The 16,377-nt window shown below is 58.8% G+C and carries 15 protein-coding genes; 6 read left to right on the top strand and 9 right to left on the bottom strand.

The window, feature by feature from the left end:
* Nucleotides 1–20: 20 nt before the first annotated feature.
* Nucleotides 21–941 carry a LysR family transcriptional regulator gene (locus tag B9Z01_RS20945; RefSeq protein WP_085487097.1) on the top strand — a complete coding sequence of 307 codons (921 nt, stop codon included), beginning with the start codon at nt 21–23 and terminating at the stop codon, nt 939–941.
* A gap of 319 nt (nt 942–1,260) precedes the next feature.
* On the opposite strand, the gene B9Z01_RS20940 is transcribed toward B9Z01_RS20945, so the two are convergent.
* The 3 genes from B9Z01_RS20940 to B9Z01_RS20930 form a co-directional block, all read right to left on the bottom strand.
* On the bottom strand, nt 1,261–3,924 hold the full coding sequence (locus tag B9Z01_RS20940) for a GH92 family glycosyl hydrolase (RefSeq protein ID WP_085486574.1): 2,664 nt from the start codon (nt 3,922–3,924) through the stop codon (nt 1,261–1,263).
* A 1,052-nt stretch (nt 3,925–4,976) separates the two neighbouring features.
* Nucleotides 4,977–5,762: a 1,6-dihydroxycyclohexa-2,4-diene-1-carboxylate dehydrogenase gene (locus B9Z01_RS20935; RefSeq protein ID WP_085486573.1), complete on the bottom strand. Its 786-nt coding sequence runs from the start codon at nt 5,760–5,762 to the stop codon at nt 4,977–4,979.
* 19 nt (nt 5,763–5,781) lie between these two features.
* The gene (locus tag B9Z01_RS20930; RefSeq protein ID WP_085486571.1) at nt 5,782–7,119 is read right to left on the bottom strand and encodes an MFS transporter; all 1,338 of its coding nucleotides are present in this window, start codon (nt 7,117–7,119) and stop codon (nt 5,782–5,784) included.
* Between the two features lie 256 nt (nt 7,120–7,375).
* Between B9Z01_RS20930 and B9Z01_RS20925 the strand changes: the two genes are divergently transcribed.
* The 5 genes from B9Z01_RS20925 (at nt 7,376) to B9Z01_RS35640 (ending at nt 10,723) form a co-directional block, all read left to right on the top strand.
* Nucleotides 7,376–8,218 carry a helix-turn-helix domain-containing protein gene (locus B9Z01_RS20925; protein ID WP_085486569.1) on the top strand — a complete coding sequence of 281 codons (843 nt, stop codon included), beginning with the start codon at nt 7,376–7,378 and terminating at the stop codon, nt 8,216–8,218.
* A gap of 82 nt (nt 8,219–8,300) precedes the next feature.
* Nucleotides 8,301–8,678 carry a cupin domain-containing protein gene (locus B9Z01_RS20920; protein ID WP_085486567.1) on the top strand — a complete coding sequence of 126 codons (378 nt, stop codon included), beginning with the start codon at nt 8,301–8,303 and terminating at the stop codon, nt 8,676–8,678.
* 286 nt (nt 8,679–8,964) lie between these two features.
* Nucleotides 8,965–9,738 (top strand): helix-turn-helix transcriptional regulator, encoded by a 774-nt coding sequence (locus tag B9Z01_RS20915; RefSeq protein WP_275937514.1) that lies wholly within the window; start codon nt 8,965–8,967, stop codon nt 9,736–9,738.
* Between the two features lie 113 nt (nt 9,739–9,851).
* Nucleotides 9,852–10,577: an alanyl-tRNA editing protein gene (locus B9Z01_RS20910; protein ID WP_085486563.1), complete on the top strand. Its 726-nt coding sequence runs from the start codon at nt 9,852–9,854 to the stop codon at nt 10,575–10,577.
* An 8-nt stretch (nt 10,578–10,585) separates the two neighbouring features.
* Nucleotides 10,586–10,723, top strand: a complete 138-nt coding sequence (locus B9Z01_RS35640) for a hypothetical protein (RefSeq protein ID WP_167387539.1) — start codon at nt 10,586–10,588, stop codon at nt 10,721–10,723.
* A gap of 359 nt (nt 10,724–11,082) precedes the next feature.
* Here the strand turns inward: B9Z01_RS35640 and B9Z01_RS20905 are convergent, their stop codons facing one another.
* The 6 genes from B9Z01_RS20905 to B9Z01_RS20885 form a co-directional block, all read right to left on the bottom strand.
* Complete coding sequence (locus tag B9Z01_RS20905) at nt 11,083–12,000, bottom strand: LysR family transcriptional regulator (RefSeq protein WP_085486561.1); 918 nt, start codon at nt 11,998–12,000, stop codon at nt 11,083–11,085.
* A gap of 213 nt (nt 12,001–12,213) precedes the next feature.
* Nucleotides 12,214–13,119, bottom strand: a complete 906-nt coding sequence (locus B9Z01_RS20900; RefSeq protein WP_085486559.1) for a hypothetical protein — start codon at nt 13,117–13,119, stop codon at nt 12,214–12,216.
* Between the two features lie 161 nt (nt 13,120–13,280).
* Complete coding sequence (locus B9Z01_RS36795) at nt 13,281–13,487, bottom strand: hypothetical protein (RefSeq protein ID WP_338047402.1); 207 nt, start codon at nt 13,485–13,487, stop codon at nt 13,281–13,283.
* Between the two features lie 199 nt (nt 13,488–13,686).
* Nucleotides 13,687–14,514, bottom strand: a complete 828-nt coding sequence (locus tag B9Z01_RS20895; protein ID WP_085486557.1) for a hypothetical protein — start codon at nt 14,512–14,514, stop codon at nt 13,687–13,689.
* Nucleotides 14,515–14,542: 28 nt separating this feature from the next.
* On the bottom strand, nt 14,543–15,775 hold the full coding sequence (locus tag B9Z01_RS20890) for a hypothetical protein (protein WP_085486555.1): 1,233 nt from the start codon (nt 15,773–15,775) through the stop codon (nt 14,543–14,545).
* Nucleotides 15,772–16,377: DUF2345 domain-containing protein (locus B9Z01_RS20885; protein WP_143809012.1), on the bottom strand; the 606-nt coding region annotated here is incomplete at its 5' end. The genes B9Z01_RS20890 and B9Z01_RS20885, both read right to left, overlap by 4 nt.

Genomic DNA, 16,377 nt, shown 5'->3' with positions numbered 1-16,377 from the left:
TCACGAAGGCGGTGGCAAACGTGGATCGTATTGACCTGTTTCGCGTCTTCGCACGCGTTGTCGAATGCACCAATTTCACGCGAGCGGCGGACACACTCGGCTTGCCTCGTTCGTCGGTATCCGCGGCGATTCAGGAGCTGGAAGGACGGATCGGCGCCCGGTTGCTGCATCGGACAACGCGTAAGGTGTCGCCGACGCAGGACGGCATCGCGCTCTATGAGCGCTGCCTGCGCCTGATTGCAGATGTCGAGGAGACCGAGAACCTGTTCCGGCAGACATCGGTAGGACCGGGCGGCATGCTGCGCGTCGACGTGCCGGGCCGTATAGGCCGGCTGATCATCGCACCCGCACTGCCGGGATTCCTCGCGTCCTATCCGAAAATCGATATTGCGCTCGGCCTGACCGATCGCGCGATCGACCTTGTCGAAGAACGCGTCGACTGCGTGCTGCGCGTAGGTAAGCCGCAGGATTCCGGCATGATCGCGCGTCCCATTGGCAATCTGGCACTAATCAACGTTGCGAGCCCCCTCTATTTGTCCCGTCACGGTACGCCTTGCACGCCAGGCGACATGGAAACCCACCAGGTCGTTCAGTACGCGTCCCCGTCGAACGGACGTATCGGGCCTTGGGAATGGCTGGACGGTGAGACCGCAAGGACGTTGACAACGCAAGGCCGCGTAACGGTCAACAGCGCGGAGGCATATATCGCATGTTGCCTTGCAGGACTAGGCTTGATCCAGATTCCTGCCTATGACGTGCAGCAGCATCTGCGTGCGGGCGAACTGATCGAGGTGATGCCCGCATACCGGGCTGCGCCCATGCCGATGAACCTGCTCTATCCGCATCGGCAACACCTGTCACGCAGGGTTCAGGTATTCGCCGACTGGCTCGATGCGCTGTTGAAAGAGCAACTCATTTGCGATTTGGGCGGAAGAGAATGAAGCCGGCCGATCAGGGCGTCGATTCTTCCTCGCATAGCGGCGAACATTTTTGACAGCGGTGGGTTACCTCAGTCACCAACATAACCACCGGCGCCACTGACCTGTCGTTCCCCGCCAGAGGCGGGACGGAGACCCTTACCGCGCGAGCGGTTTAGTCCTGTCGGCCTTTGCTGACATTCACGCATCGCCATTCGAACGGCGGCTTCCGGTTATTTTTCCGTCGTTTGAGGCTTCGCGAACGTCGTTGCATATCGACAATCGCCAACGCACAGGCTCGCAAAAGAGCCTCCCCGGCAGCAAAGCCGGGGAGGCATTAGCACTATTTAGCCGACGTCGCCCCAGAAGAATCGGGGAGAGCAGCAACACTTCTGGTGTAATCCGCATTGGGTCCCGAAGGCGGCGTGAGATCTGCAGACGTGCCCCAGGTAGTCGGTGCGGTAGACAGCTTATAGGAGAGCGTGCCCCCATTGGCGATCTGGGCGACCGGCAGCCACGAGCCGTTATAGGTTTGACCGTTCAGCTTGAGTTCCTTGATATAAGGAACGTCATCCAGCATCGCCTGCCGATCGGTCTCGATACGCAGCTTCTTGCCGTTGCCGAGCCATACGGTTATTCCGGAAAACTGCGGCGTCGAAATCGCCATGCCCGGTGCGGAAGGAACCACCGGATAAAGTCCCAGCGCTGCCCAGACATACCACGTGGATGTCGCACCCAGATCGTCATTGCCAGGCAGGCCTCCGGGAGAAACGAGAAAAGTCTGCTGCATGATCTGCGGAATGATGTATTGCGCCGATTGCGGCGACCCAGTCCAGTTATAAGCCCACGGCTCGACAAGCCCGGGTTCGTTGCCGATATAAAACTGGTTGCTGTTCATGCCGCCGTTCAAAGCACTGGTCGGCGGCGCGGACGACGGCGGAAAGCCTGCGCTTCTATCGATGCCAAACAGGTTGTCGAGGCGTGCGGTAGCGACGCTATTACCGCCGATTGCCGCAATCAGCGCCGTATAGTCATGGCCGATGTTCCAGAAGTACTGCGGCTCTGTACCTTCGTGAAACAGCGTGCCAGGACATGCAGAGTTACAACCTTCATCGGCGTTGGTCGTGAAGCTGCCCGTCGAATTCAGAGCCTGAAGCGTCTTCGTTTGCGAGTTAAGGATATTTTTCCAGTTCCCGGCCCGCTGGAAGAAGCCATTGATCGCCGTCTGGTCCGAACTCGCGGTGGGCAGGGAAGACAGAAACGCGCCGACCGAACGATCGGCCGTGGTCATTTCAATCGTCACGGAAGAGGTGTGGAACGGACTGCTCGAAGGAGTGGCCGTTGCGATATATCCCTTATCCAACCAGTTAGGTATGACGCTCGCGTCATTGCTGGTCGACACGCGCCCGACGCTCAGCATATTGTTGCAACTGCTGACCGGATCCGTCTGACTCCTGATCATATAGGTTCGCGCCGTTGCCGTATCGAAGTTCCGCGCGCCAAACGCATAGGCGCCCGCAACGAGGCTCGGCGCGTGATTGCCCTCCATCGGCTTCGTATCATCGCTGCCATCGACCCAATGAGGAAGCGCGCCGCACTGCTTCGCATCGGCAACCAGCGATTGCACCGTGTCGCTGGAAATGCCGGGAAAGAGCAGCGCCTGCAGTTGTGTGAGAGAACGGTAAGTGTCCCAGATCGAAAAGCCGGAATAGTGCGCCGCGGGCACGACAGTCTTGCCATTGCCGTCCTGGAACGCGTCATCATTTGCGATGTTCGCCGTGGCTCTGGCTGGGAATGAATTGCCGTCATTCTCGCTCAGAGCTGTCTGCTTCATGCTGCGATAGTCGCCATTCACGTCGCTGTAGATCGTCGGTCCGCTAAAGGAACGATAGAAGGCCGAATAAAACAGCGTCAGATTTTTTTGGGCGGCGACTTGTTGTGATGAGCCTAGCCCGGCAAACTTCTGCGGATCGGCGAGATCCACCTGAATGGCGTTCAAACTGTTTTCCCACGTCTTGTCCGCAGCGGCCTTCACCGCGTCGAAATCCCACCCGGAATTTTCGGCGGTGAGATTGGCTTTGGCATTGGCCACGCTGACGGAAGAGATGCCGACTTTATACAGAACAGAGTTCGTTTTGCTTGCCGACAGATCGAATTGCAGAATCGCCACACCGTTCTTGCCCGACGATGCCGAAGTCAAGGGCGTATCGAATTGCGCGTAGAAATAGACGGGCTTGTTCCATGTGCCGCCACAAAACGCGCCGACGATGCTCGTGCCGGAGATGGTCCGATGGGTGGCGTCCAGCGTGATCGAGCCCGGTCGGGTTCCGCTGCTGTGCTGGTCGGTGGACACCGTCGCATCGACGACGAGCACGGCATTGGATCTGGCGCTGGCAGGATAGGTGAATCGCGCCATGCCGGTTCGAGTCGTGGCCGTCAGTTCGCTCGTGACGCCGGTGTTGCTCGTGACCTTGTAATAGCCGGGTTGGGCGGATTCGTTCGCATGATCGAAGTCGCCGGAGCCGTCACCTATGACAATATTCTTGCCCTGATTAGCCGGATCGGTCTGAGCGGACGAAATGGACGGGAGCAGGCCACCGCCGCCGCCTTGACCGCCGCATCCCGGGCCGCTCAGGTGGGTCAGGCTGAAGAAGCTGATCGTCGAGTCGTTGTAGGCATATCCGCCCGGCGGCCCCGATGCCGTGTCGGGACCGAAGCTGACCATGCCGAACGGCGTCTGCGCGCCGGGCGTCGTGTTGCCCGAAAATCCGCCGCCTGTCGTCGCCACTTGCGTGCCGATGAAAACATTGACGTAGCGCGTGAGCGGCAAGTTCACGCGCTGCTCGACCACTGGCGGCGTTGCGCCGGGCGTACCGGTATCGCCCGCCGGCGTAGTGGCTGTGTCACCTCCCGCATGCGGGCTTTGCGATGGGTGATCGTCGCCACCACAGCCCGCGAGCGCCGCGACGCTCGTCAAGACCACGGCGAGCTTCAGCAGATTCTTCATGCGTATCTCCTTCTTTTTTATCGAATGCATCACGCGATGCCATCATGAAACCTGGACTGCAACCATCGGGCTCCTCTTCATCCCGACGGCACGCTTTACAACGAACCCGCAGGTGTCCGAAAGGACGGCGGCGCGTTCGAGGCTTGTGTCCCCACGTGGAAGGCGCGGCTCCCATGGTGAAATTCATCGCCGCGCCGTTCGCCAGCGCATCGAACTGTTTTCACTGCCTTCGTCTCCCGTGCATGCAACATTGCGGGTGCGTCAGTGCGCTCCGTGATCAATGCCGCTTAGGGTGAATTCAGTGACGGGCTTCGATGCAAAACGCGCGTCATGTCGCATCCGATTACCCAGGATGGAAATGAGAACGGCATATATGGCGCATATTTACAACTGGTTTGATTTAACGCATGTCAGTTTTTTTATCGAAATTGTTTAGCAAATATCCTAAACATTTGTTATGAATTTTCGGTAAGTTCCACGATGTGTGGGGAGTCTAGACGGATGAAATATCCTGTGTCAACGATATCGCGTCGCTCGATTATGTTTATTCAATATGGTAAACAATTAAGTTATGCAAATTTTATTGATTTTATGAATTGAGAATTTGGCAAATGTTATTTGTAAATATGTTTTAATTTAGTTGACTTTTTATGAGTTCCGATGCCGTTGTTGTGTGGAAGTTTTTCGGATCGGGGTATTGCGGGGCGGATACGGTTTGGGGGTGGGCGAATAGACAGCCGGCAGCCTTCCAGACCATCGGATCGCTTTGAATTTCCCTTGCCATTTATCCAGCCAGACTGTCGGCTGCTAACGGACGAGAGCGAGTGTGTTAGCGGAGGGAGCGCTGTGCGCAGTATGAGCGGCAGCAGCGAACGTGTATTGCCTCATCTATCGTATGGAGCGATACGAGATGATGGATTTCGTTCGTACATTCTCTTTCAATTTTCCTCAGCGGTCGGGATCACCTGAACGGATACTGCCGCGACCTACGGGCTATCCGCTACTGCGGCACCTCGGGATATATCGACGAAGCGCTGGATAGAACCTTCGCGCTAGCCCTGATCGCCGCCGCCGACCGGCAGCACCGTACCCGTGATATACGACGCTTCCTCTGAAGCCAGGAACAGAATCGCGCTCACCTGTTCGCCGATTGTTCCATAGCGATGCATCAGGCTGGACGCGATCGTCTGGTCGACGATGCCTTGATACCATCCGGCCTCCTGGTCGCTTTGTCTTTCGGCATTGCGTGGTACTTTGCGCGGCGGCGCTTCAGTGCCGCCTGTAGCGACGGCGTTCACGCGAATGCGATCCTGTGCATGCTCGAATGCGAGACTCGCGGTCAATGCGTTGACACCTCCCTTGGATGCGGCGTACGGCACACGATAGATGCTGCGCGTCGCAATCGACGATACATTGACGATCGCACCACGCTGCTGCGCGATCATGGTGGGCAAGACGGCACGGCAACACCACAGCGTTGGAAAGAGCGAACGTCGAACTTCCGCCTCAATCTGTTCTTCCTCGTAGTGCTCGTACGGCTTGGTCCAGATCGTGCCACCAACGTTGTTCACCAGGACATCGATGCGACCGTAAGCGTCAAGCGCCGCCTGCATCAACCGGCTCGCACCCGCGTAGGTTTCGAGGTCCGCGACAACGGGCAGGCACAGTACTCCTCGCGCGGAGACTTCCGCGGCGACCTCATGCACGAGTTCCGAACGATCGCAGAGCACGACCGTAGCACCTTCTTCCGCGGCAGCGAGCGCAACGCCGCGCCCAATCCCCTGGGCCGCCCCTGTCACGACGACGACTTTGTCCTGAAATCGATGGCTCTTGGTCATAGTTATCATCAGCGATAGATCAATGCGCGACGGCAAGTTCGCCGTCGGCCACGCGCCCCGTCGTACGAATCGCGATGACGGCGAGCATCGCTGCCGCAAGAGGCACGGCCAACGCCAGATAGAATCCGCTCGGACCTCCGTACGCAAGGACCGTACCGCCTACAGCAGAACCCGCAATCGCGCCCACCCGGCCCATTCCGATTGCCCACCCGGTCGCCGTTGCTCGCAGGGTCGTCGGATAGGCGCCCACCACCAGATAGTTCAACGCGATCTGCTGTCCGCCGATACCCAGCCCTGCCGCGCCCACCAGCGCAAACACCAGGCCCCACGTAGTGCCGGCATATGCAAGCCCGGCGGAGATCGCAATGCCGAGTCCAAGCAACGCTATCAGCAAGCGACGGGTGTTCACTTTGGGAAGAAGCATCGAGAGGGGAATCGCGCAAACGATGAACACGGCATTGACGATGACCGTACCCATCGGCGCTTGCGAAACCGGCAGGCCCGCGGCCTTCAGCACGGTAGGCAGCCACGAAAGGAACATGAACCACGCCACCCAGTTGCACAGATACACTGCCCAGATAGCAACGGTGTTACGCGCATTGCCATTGCTGAACAGCGCGGACACACTGGCGCGAGTGGCTGTCCCGGGGACCTGAAACGTCGCGTCTGCCGGCAGCGCGACGGTCACGATGCGACGCAGTGTGTTGCGCACACGCTGTGCGCTGCCGTTGCCAGACCGGCTAGCCAGATATTGCAGAGACTCCGGCAACGCAAAATACAGCACGACGAGAAACAGTAGCGGCGCGCCTCCGCCGACAACGAACACGCCCTGCCATCCGATCACCGGCATCATGCGCGCCGCCAGCAGTCCACCCAGCATCGCTCCCGCCGGCAGGCCCAGCAGGACCCCCGTCATGATCGCCCCTCTGTGACGTGCCGAACCGTACTCCGCGGCAAGGGCAAGCAGAACCGGTGTACAGCCGCCCATGCCGAGTCCAGCGATGAATCGCAACGCCAGAATCTGCACGGTGCTACTCGCGCAGGCCGTAAGCAGCGACGCAATGCTGAACACAGCGACACCAACGAGCAGCGCCGGACGTCGGCCTACCCTGTCGCCGATCAGGCCCAACGTCATCGCGCCGATCGTCATGCCGAGTGTGCCGGCAATCAAGATGGGCGCAAGATCGCCGGGACGCAAACCGAATGTTGCGACAATCGCCGGGCCCGTAAAAGCAATGGCTTGCGTGTCGAAACCGTCGAACACGGCGGTTGCAAAGCAAAGAAGAAAGATGCCCCACTGATAGAGGCGAAGCGGTTCGCGGTCAATGAGCGATGCGATGTCGAGAGGCTTGTTCAAGAGGTCTCCGTGCGTGGGCGATGGCGTCGCTTTTGATTTATATCGGTCGATAAAGGGCCCCAGACTATACGAACCCGTATTGCTCCGCCAATACTGATTGGGTCTGCCTCCATGCCGTCAGGGTATGGAGGCGCTGGGGATCAGGATTGGTATCGCCTGATGTTCCGGACGGCTGAGATTTAACTCATAACCGCCCTTCAAACGATTCCATAGACGCGAGTAAAATCGACTGCAACGTCTCTTTGGGAGCAGTCCCATGCTTAGAACACTTGAGGCGGGTGACTACTTCGGCACCACCACCCTGCAATACGGCGACGACGGACTCTCGATCGTGGAGACCCACTTCGCAACTGATCTGGTCATTCCACAGCACGAACACGTCAACCCCTTTTTCTGTTTTGTGCTGGACGGCCGCGGCACACGGACCTGGCCGACACGCCACGGCAAAGACGGGCCCATGTCACTCACACTTTTCCCCGCAGGCACGCCACATGCAAATTGCTGGTACGGCGCGGGCGGCAAGGCACTCCATCTAGAATTTTCGCCTTTGTGGCTACAACGGCTTGATGGTCGGACCCGGGTTCTCGATCGCCCGGACGACTTTGCCGACGGGGCTCCGGTGTCGTTGATGCGGCGTCTGGTCCGCGAGTGCCGCGAACAGGATTCGGCTACGCCGCTCGCGATTGAAGGACTGGTACTGGAACTTCTCGCCGCCTGCAAGCGATCTGTGTTGCGCGATGCAACGCCGGGCGGTTCACGCCGATGGCTCGGTCGCGTGGAAGCGTTACTGCACGATCGCTTTAGTGAGTCGCTGACGCTGGATGAAATCGCTTCAGATAGCCATGTTTCCGCCGACCATCTCGCGCGTGAATTCCGTAAGCACTTTGGCCTTAGTGTCGGTGAGTACGTGCGCCAGCTTCGGCTCGATTTCGCATGCACCCAATTGGCTAGTGGACGCCATTCGCTCGCAGCCATCGCGGAGGCAGCCGGTTTCACAGACCAAAGCCACTTCACGCGCGTCTTTCGGCGGAGGATGGGTTTGACGCCAGGCGCGTATCGCGCGAAGTTGCTTGAAAATCGCCTCCGTACCAAAGATTGACGGTCTGGTACAAGACCAACGGGCCGTTACGTTTTAGAGTTACTCGCATGTTCAACACGAACTGACATTCACGGAGATCGATGTGAGCACCGACGCGTTTCCCTATCTGACCCGCCTTGACGTTCTCCACACCGTCGGCGAAATCATCGACGTTCCTGCTCTGGTGGCGGCGAACACCCATCCCTGGTACAACCAGACGCTATGCCAGGTTAACCAGTCGGTAGTCCGGCTCGGTGTCGTGCAGGGCGAATATCATTGGCACAAGCATGATGCAGAGGACGAATTCTTTTATGTTGTCAGCGGACATTTCCTGATCGAGCTTGAAGACCGAGTCGTGGATTTGACGCCGGGGCAGGCGTTCGTCGTGCCGAAAGGTCTGCTGCATCGCCCTCGAGCGCCTGAGAAAACGGTGATCCTGATGGTAGAGGCAGCGGGAATCGTTCCGACCGGCGACGCGTGACGCGCTCGCACTGGTCACTCGTTGTGCGATCGTCTGCAACCACGTGCGGACACTCATGGTTTTCGGGAGAATGATGCTTACCAGGAAAATCAGCTACATTCGCTAACTGCATCACCAGGGACGCGAAAAGAGGCTTGCAGGACTGCTTGCAATCGATGCCAACGGTGATGCATTTGAAGAAAATCCGGGCTTTATCAGCGCAATGTGAGAATTAACCGTGGCACGTAGCGATCCGAAGAACCTGTCGCGCTATTGGTGGGATCGGCATACGCCGGGCTTGAGCCTCATGTGTGCCGACTTTACAACCCAGCAGTATGCGCCGCATACGCACGACGGCTTCGTGATCGCCGTCACCGAGACCGGCGGAGCGGTGATCAAGAGCCGCGGCGTGGTCGAGGAGGCGCGCGCATCGAAGCTGTTCGTTTTCAATCCGGTCGAGGCGCATTCGGGCTGGATGGGGTGCAGCGAGCGTTGGCGCTACCGGTCGTTCTACCTCACGCAGTCGGCGATCCATGCCGTGGCGCGAGGCCTCGGGATCGAGGATGTTCCGTATTTCACGAGCAACATGTTCGGCGACGCCGATCTTGTTGAAGGCTTCCTGACGCTGCATCGGGCGCTCCAGGACGGACACGATCTCTTCCGCGAGCGGGAATTGCTGTTTTCGACGTTCGGGCGCCTGTATCAGCGGCATGGCAGCGGCGGTGGCCGCATCGACCCGCCGCCGCGGGACGAGGCGCTTCTCGCGATCGTGACCGATCTGATCAACGACCGGCACGCCGAGGACTTGCACCTCGAAGACCTCAGTGCCGCCGTCGGGCTCACGCCTTTTCAGTTGATCGGGCTGTTCAAGCGCTGCCTCGGCCTGACCCCGCACACGTACCTGACCCAGGCGCGCCTGAGGCGGGCATGCCATTTTCTGCGCCGCGGCATGCCGATCGCGCACGTGGCCGCCGCGACGGGCTTTTACGACCAGAGCGCGCTCACGCGGCAGTTCAAGCGATGCTACGGCATCACGCCGCTGCAGTTTGCCAAGGCAGCGGCCGGCGCAGCTGCGCATTAGCTTCCCCTTTCCACCGCAACGCCGCCTCAATTCCGCCGCAATTTTTACCAATACGCGCGCGATGCGTGGCGCCGATACTGCCGTCATCTGTGTAACCAGTATGGGAGGCAAGCATGCCCGCACGAGCGTTCTATCACGCGAATCCCGAGACACTCGTCATCGAAACGCAGGTGGTCGATGCAAGGCCGGGGCGCGTACTTCTCGCCGAATCGCCGTTCTATCCGGGCGGTGGCGGCCAGTTGGCCGACCGCGGCGTGCTCCGTCACAACGGAGGGGAAGCCGCGGTGACGGGCTTCGAAACGGTGGACGGCCGGCTCTGGACGCTTCTCACCGATCCCGCGGCCGAGCTGGCCGGAACCGTTCAAGCCGCCGTCGACCCGTCGTTCCGGCAGATGATGCGGGAGCTTCATACGGGGACTCACGTGCTCAATGCGTTCGTCTTCGCGGCTTTCGACGGTGCGCTCGTTACCGGCGTGCAGATGAATGACGACGGCACCGCGCGCATGGATTTCGACGTGCCGGACGCCGACAACGATCGCTTGCGCGCGCTGGAGGGGCCGATCAACGACGTCATCAGGCAGAGTCTGCCGGTCCGGGACATCTATGTGCCGTTGGCCGACGCGCGCGGCGAACACGGACTGATTCGCTCGAGGTCGGTGGCTCCGCCGCCCACCGGCGACGGCCAGATCCGCATCGTCGAGATCGTCGGTCTCGACCGCCAGGCGTGCGGCGGCACGCATCTCGCGGAAACCGGGGCGTCCCGTCCCATCCGTATTCTGAAAATCGACAACAAAGGCCGCCATAACCGCCGCGTGCGTATCGGTCTCGTGAATGCATGAGCACGGAGATGAGCGAGGAAAACGCGCTGCACACCCGGGCACGATTGCGTCGCGCGCTGGCCGCATCGGCTGCGCCGCTGACCGATGCTGCGCGGGCATTTCTCGGCCTCGTCGGCAACCGTATGGTGGCTGCGGTCGCCGTGTGACGATCGCGGCCTTGCTCGCTGCGTATGTTGGGAAGGGTAGCGGCTATGAAGCCGCCGGAAACGCGACACGAACGTTTTCGTCGCTGTAGTCGCCGTCCGCGTCGATGCGGTCAAGACGGGCCGAACCGGTCGGTGTCGTCGCTATAGAACGGCGAGCCAGAGATCGCGCAGCAAAAGCACTGTTCGGCAAGCTTCGCCATTGTGGGCGTGTGCGGGGTGCCTCATAGGCCGAACAGGCGGGCGAGAAAACCGCGCCTCAGGATGCGCGCAGCGCGGTCGGCACTCGCACAAGGCTTGTTCACACTAACAACAGGCTTGCGCCGGCCGCAGCCCATTGTTTTCAAATCAGGAAAACAAACCTATTCGGCAACGAGGTTTTCCCCGAGCTCACGCTCGTTGAGGACATGCTCGACGAAGGCAACGAAAGCGCGCGCTTTCGTCGTTGCCATGCGTCCGGATGGGAAAACGGCCCACAGGTCGATCGGCGGCAACGTCCAGTCGGTCAGAACGGCCTGGACGGCGCCACTGGCGAGTTCGGGCGTGAACATCCATTCCGAAGCGACGGCGAGGCCCATGTGTCCCAGCACCGTCGTGCGCATGCCCTCGGCGGCGTTCACGTATATGCGGCCGGACAGGACCACGGCCGAATCGGCGCCGTCGTCGCGACTGAACAACCAGGATTCGCCGCCGCCTCGCACCGAATAGACGACCGCCTGGTGCCTGCTCAGATCTTCCGGCGTTCGCGGAATGCCGAACTGCGCAAAATAGGCCGGCGTGCCGACGACCAGCCGCCGCCCGCTCTTGATGCGCCGCGCCGTCATCGTCGAATCGTCCAGCGTGCCCATGCGCAAGGCGACGTCGACGCCCTCTTCGAGCAGATCGATGGACCGGTCGTCGAGAATGATGTCGATGTTCAGCTTCGGATGTTGGTCGAGGAAGGACTTGAGCGCCGGCAGCACATGCAGTCGGGCAAAAGTAACGGCAGCACCGATGCGCAAGCGCCCCGACAAACCATCCGACGACTCGCGTACTGCCTGCTCGGCCTGGTTCGCCGCATCGATTGCCCGCAGAACGTGCTCGTAGAACCGCTGGCCGGCGTCCGTTGGCGTCAGACCGCGCGTCGATCGCAGCAGCAGACGCGCGCCCAGTTGCTCCTCCAGTTGTGCGATCGTCTTGGAGACGGCCGGCTGGCCTAGTCTCAGACGGCGCGCGGCGGCGGAAAACGAACCCGTATCGACCACCGTCACGAATGTCTCCATCGCCGTCATGCGGTCCATGCTCGTCTCTCCATGCGGGTGTCGGTGTGCGAAGAAAGTCCAGTTTAGCGAAAGGGCGAATCGCTCGGGTTCAATGTGCGGCTGAGTCCGTGTTGAGAACGGCGAGGCGTGGGTTGCAGGTCCTTTCGAATTGCCAGTGCAGTGATGGCGCTTCGGCGCAGATAGTCTGGAGATTGAAGCGAAGAAAAGGCGGATCGCCTTGTGTGAGCAGAATCAAGCCAGCCGTCCCAGGTCGTATTCACTGGACCACATCCAGCGCGCATCCGTGGATGGTGCACCTGGCTGCTGAGCTTGCCTGAACCTGTCACCGGCCCGTACGAGTGCGTTGCCAATCGGTCCGGCTTGCGTCCAGCTTTCCCACATGCCTGTTTCAGGACACACCATGCCGGTGCGCAGGTCCATCATTCCGTACTTCTGGCGCTTGGCCTGGCGGCGCTGTTCCAATTCTTCGGGTGTCAGGTAGCGGCGGCTAATCTCGACCTCGCGCAGATCAACAGACTTAAGGAGGCTTTTCAATTCGGGCCAATGGTCGTGGGGGTCAAGTTGTCCGAGGTAGTCAAAACCCACGTACACATCGAATGGTGAATCATCGGGCAACGGCAACCGATACGTAACTGAAATCCTGTTTATGTCCCCCCCAGGCATGCTGCCGTACCAAAAGAGGAAATCGCCGATCTCCTTGCGTGCTCCATCGATTAGCTCGTCTCGAGAAATGCGATGCAGCGCCAGGCTCTCAAACCTTTCCTTTGGGAGGTTTGTTTGAATACCATCGATCACTTTAAGCCTGAAAGAATAGACGCTTGGCTTTCCTTCAACGAGATTGAGTTTGTCAAAGATAAAGTCGACCGTCATGTCCTTCATAAAATAGCTGTAGTCAATTTTTCCGACTCCGGCTGCATTTGGGATTGACTCTGGCTGCCCGAGAACCTGCGTTACTGTGTCGAGCGATATTTTCTCCGCAGTCCACCTAAGTCCCAATTCAACAATGGACATGAGTTGCGCCTGCTGGTCTGAGGCCATCTGTCGTTCGATCGTAATGCCGTGCATTTCATTGGTCCTCGGGGTAGTCGGGATAATCGTTGCCTTGGCGGACTGGATCGGAGTTGAAACGATAAGCATGACTGCACCAGTTCGAAGAATATGTTTTAAGTGCAAGTCCGGAATTCGCTTTCCAGTAAGCAGTCTCCATGTCGCCGCAGACAAACGCATCGTTTTCCCACGGCCGGCTGCTGTATGCGACGAGTGTGCATTGCGGCATCTCTTGCACCATTGCATCAACATCAATTGGTGTGCCTCCCATTCCAACGTTTTGCAAGAGGTTGATCGCTGTCGCACGTACTCATCGCGAGTTCGGTCTCTCCACGCTCGTTGCTCCTGCCTTCAATGCCGTCCAGGTCCTTCGCGAGCGCGCCCGCACCGTTGTGCGCCTCGGTGGCAATCAGCATGCCCCGGCCGGTCCGTGCCACGCCCCATGCACAGGTCGCCAGTTCTCAGCCTTCGTCGCACGCTTCCAGGCGGCCCGCCTCACGCACGATGCGCGTGTTCAATGTGCGGCTGAGTCCGTGGCCGGAGCGACGAGGCGCGGGCCGCGGATCCCTTCGAATTCCTTGGACAGTGTTGATACTTCTGCGCGGATAGTCTGGAGATCGAAGCAAGGAAAAAGTAGATCGCATCGTGTGAGCAGAATCAGGTCCGCCGGTTCGGGTCGTATTCACTGGACCACATCCAGCGCGCATCCGTGGATGGTGCGCCTGGCTGCCGAGCTTGCCTGAACCTGTCGCCGGCCCGTACGAGTGCCTTGCCAATCGGTCCAGCTTGCGTCCAGCTTTCCCACATGCCTGTTTCAGGACACACCATGCCGGTGCGCAGGTCCATCATTCCGTACTTCTGGCGCTTGGCCTGGCGGCGCTGTTCCAATTCTTCGGGTGTTAGGTAATGGCGGCTGATTACCAGATTGCGCAAGTCAACCGCGACCCGCAGGTTATTTAAATTGGCTCCGCTTTCCCCGGTCGGCCTCGCCCACTCACCGAGATAGTAGAAGCTTGCGTAGACATCAAAGAGGGAATCGGGCGGCAATGGTAGCCGGTAGCCAAAAGAAACGTAATTGTCTGGATAGAACCCTGACGGATCAGTTATACCGTTCGGCGAGAAGAAATCGCTGTTCTCGGTACGTACACCATCGATTGACTCTCCATGCGCAATGCGATGAAGCCCAAGACTGTCAAAGCTTTCTAGCGGAATGTCCGTATGGACGTTATGAACAAGGTCCTCCACTTTGACACGGAAATCGCTGATGCGCGGCTTGCCATGAATAGTGTGAAGTTTATCGAGCGAGAACGTAACCAGCATCACCTTCTCGTGGTAATACGTGTAGTCGATTGTTTGATCCGATTCATAGCGACGCAATGGCTGCCCAAGTATTTGCGTCACATCATCGAACGACATCTGTCCCGCTATCCACTTCAGGCCAATTCTGGTGAAGTGCAGTAGTTGAGCCTGTTGTTCGAATGTCATCTGCTGTTCCATCGTCGTGTCATGCACGTCACTGGCTCCCGTCTGTTCCCGGTCTGCCAGTGCGGCTATTGGAGTCGCGAGGGTGAAGCAGAGTAGCCAGCCTATTATCCTTGTCGGCATTTTCATACGCTCGACTACATTGATCTGCCTGATAGGTTTTGAGCGCCATGTTTGGATTGACATCCACCACCCAATATGCGCTAGCCGTTTCGCCACAGAAAAAAGCATCATTTTCCCAAGGCCGGCTCGTGTAGTCGCAATAGCATTTGCCTGGCTCCGCCACCATTGCATCAACATCAACTGAGGTGCCCCCTATGCCGACACATTGCAACAAGTCAATCGCCACGGCACGTGTTCGCAGCACTTCTTCATTCAACGCGTTCGCATTAGGCGCAAACGCCGGGTAATAGCCCGTGTTGAGCCAGATATTCTGCGTGTAGAGATACTGACCGACGGCCATGCGCTTGAGACTGATTAGCGCGGCCGGATCGGCGGGAACCGACTGCTTTGCGGTTAGCTCCGCAATCACGAGAGACTGTGGCTGTCTTCCATCCAGAAGCGATCTCGGCCATCGTGCGATATTGGGAATGGCCGAGAAATTGTCAGGATGTCGTTGCACTAGCGCGAAAATCCAGAACCATTGCTGACAATGGCGAGCTTCGTGATAAAGCGTATCGGCGAATACTTTTAATGGTCCGAGTTGATCGTTGCGCTCCGATCCGTTAGACACCGGCGCAACTTCATTCGCTTTGATACGAAACATGGCTTCCAGCATGCTAGCGTTCAGAAACATGCTCCAGCTATTAGGAGTAAAGGCTCCTTGTTCACCACGAGAGCGATGAGAGGACGGCATGTACAGGCCCATCGCAGTTGGCACGGCCTCGGGAGGAATGCCAAAGCCTGCTGTGGGGCTGGTCAGCGCTTGACTGATAATCGGGTTTATCAGCCGAAATAGTGCGATGCTCGACGTATCGCTTAATGGCCACTGGAGCCTCAGTATTGGTGTATTTCCCGTCAGCGCAAAATACGCTTCACCCCACTGTACCTGCGTGGTCAGCGCCTGAAGAATTGCCTTCACGTAATCACGAGCGACGGGATACGCGAGCGTGCCCTTTTCCTCGTCCGAGTAACGCAGCCCCCACCGATCCGGCGAACATATTGCGTAAAGCGGCGCCCGGTTCTCGCTGGTCGGCTGAATCTGGTTGACGTTCATGGTGTATGGGCCAACCTTGTGAGTTCGCGTCTTGCCCGCTGTTGTCATACCTGGTCTTCCTGCGCTAAATGAAAAGTCGCTTTCGCGTCCTGCGTCAGGATAGGTTGGTAAAGCGAGAGTACTGATCCGTCGCTGCGCAATAACGCGAGAGTTGCAATCTGCATTTGCTTACTCATCGCCAGTGACGTTTCGCCCTGTTGATTACTTGTACCTTCGATAACCTGCCCATCATTCAACGTAATCCGATAACGCTGCTGCGGCAGTGCCAAACCCATACCCTCATCCGTCAACACGAAATGCTCAGCCACCCTCGCCTGCGCAATATCCGTCATGGGCATAACGACCGGCATCGCGAGTGGCTCGTCAGTCTGATGACTCCCCGCATGAACCCGATGCTCCCCATCCGTATAGACCCGGTACCCTTGCGCATCGATCACCACCTTCGTGCTGCCCGCATGGAACACGATCTCCCGGCTCGCCATCAGATTGATCGAGTCGCTCCTGCTGATGATGCTCACCACACGCTGTGCAATCACCTCGACGTCATCGCCCTGCGCCTCGATCTGCACCTTGCCCGAGGCCGCCCTGAGCCGGATGCCGAGATGCTGCGCGAATACCCGCACCCCATTGACCGCCGACGCCAGCAGCGC

Source organism: Paraburkholderia susongensis, assembly GCF_900177725.1.
Taxonomy (GTDB): Bacteria; Pseudomonadota; Gammaproteobacteria; order Burkholderiales; family Burkholderiaceae; genus Paraburkholderia; species Paraburkholderia susongensis.
This window is presented reverse-complemented; position numbering and strand designations above follow the sequence as displayed.

Bases quoted from the DNA above. Each gene is read 5' to 3' on its own strand.
- B9Z01_RS20890 (WP_085486555.1), bottom strand. From the start codon at position 15,775: ATGACAACAGCGGGCAAGACGCGAACTCACAAGGTTGGCCCATACACC.
- B9Z01_RS20940 (WP_085486574.1), bottom strand. From the start codon at position 3,924: ATGAAGAATCTGCTGAAGCTCGCCGTGGTCTTGACGAGCGTCGCGGCG.
- B9Z01_RS20905 (WP_085486561.1), bottom strand. From the start codon at position 12,000: ATGGACCGCATGACGGCGATGGAGACATTCGTGACGGTGGTCGATACG.
- B9Z01_RS20910 (WP_085486563.1), top strand. From the start codon at position 9,852: ATGCCCGCACGAGCGTTCTATCACGCGAATCCCGAGACACTCGTCATC.
- B9Z01_RS20925 (WP_085486569.1), top strand. From the start codon at position 7,376: ATGCTTAGAACACTTGAGGCGGGTGACTACTTCGGCACCACCACCCTG.
- B9Z01_RS20900 (WP_085486559.1), bottom strand. From the start codon at position 13,119: ATGCTTATCGTTTCAACTCCGATCCAGTCCGCCAAGGCAACGATTATC.
- B9Z01_RS20935 (WP_085486573.1), bottom strand. From the start codon at position 5,762: ATGACCAAGAGCCATCGATTTCAGGACAAAGTCGTCGTCGTGACAGGG.
- B9Z01_RS20895 (WP_085486557.1), bottom strand. From the start codon at position 14,514: ATGACATTCGAACAACAGGCTCAACTACTGCACTTCACCAGAATTGGC.
- B9Z01_RS35640 (WP_167387539.1), top strand. From the start codon at position 10,586: ATGAGCGAGGAAAACGCGCTGCACACCCGGGCACGATTGCGTCGCGCG.
- B9Z01_RS20915 (WP_275937514.1), top strand. From the start codon at position 8,965: ATGTGTGCCGACTTTACAACCCAGCAGTATGCGCCGCATACGCACGAC.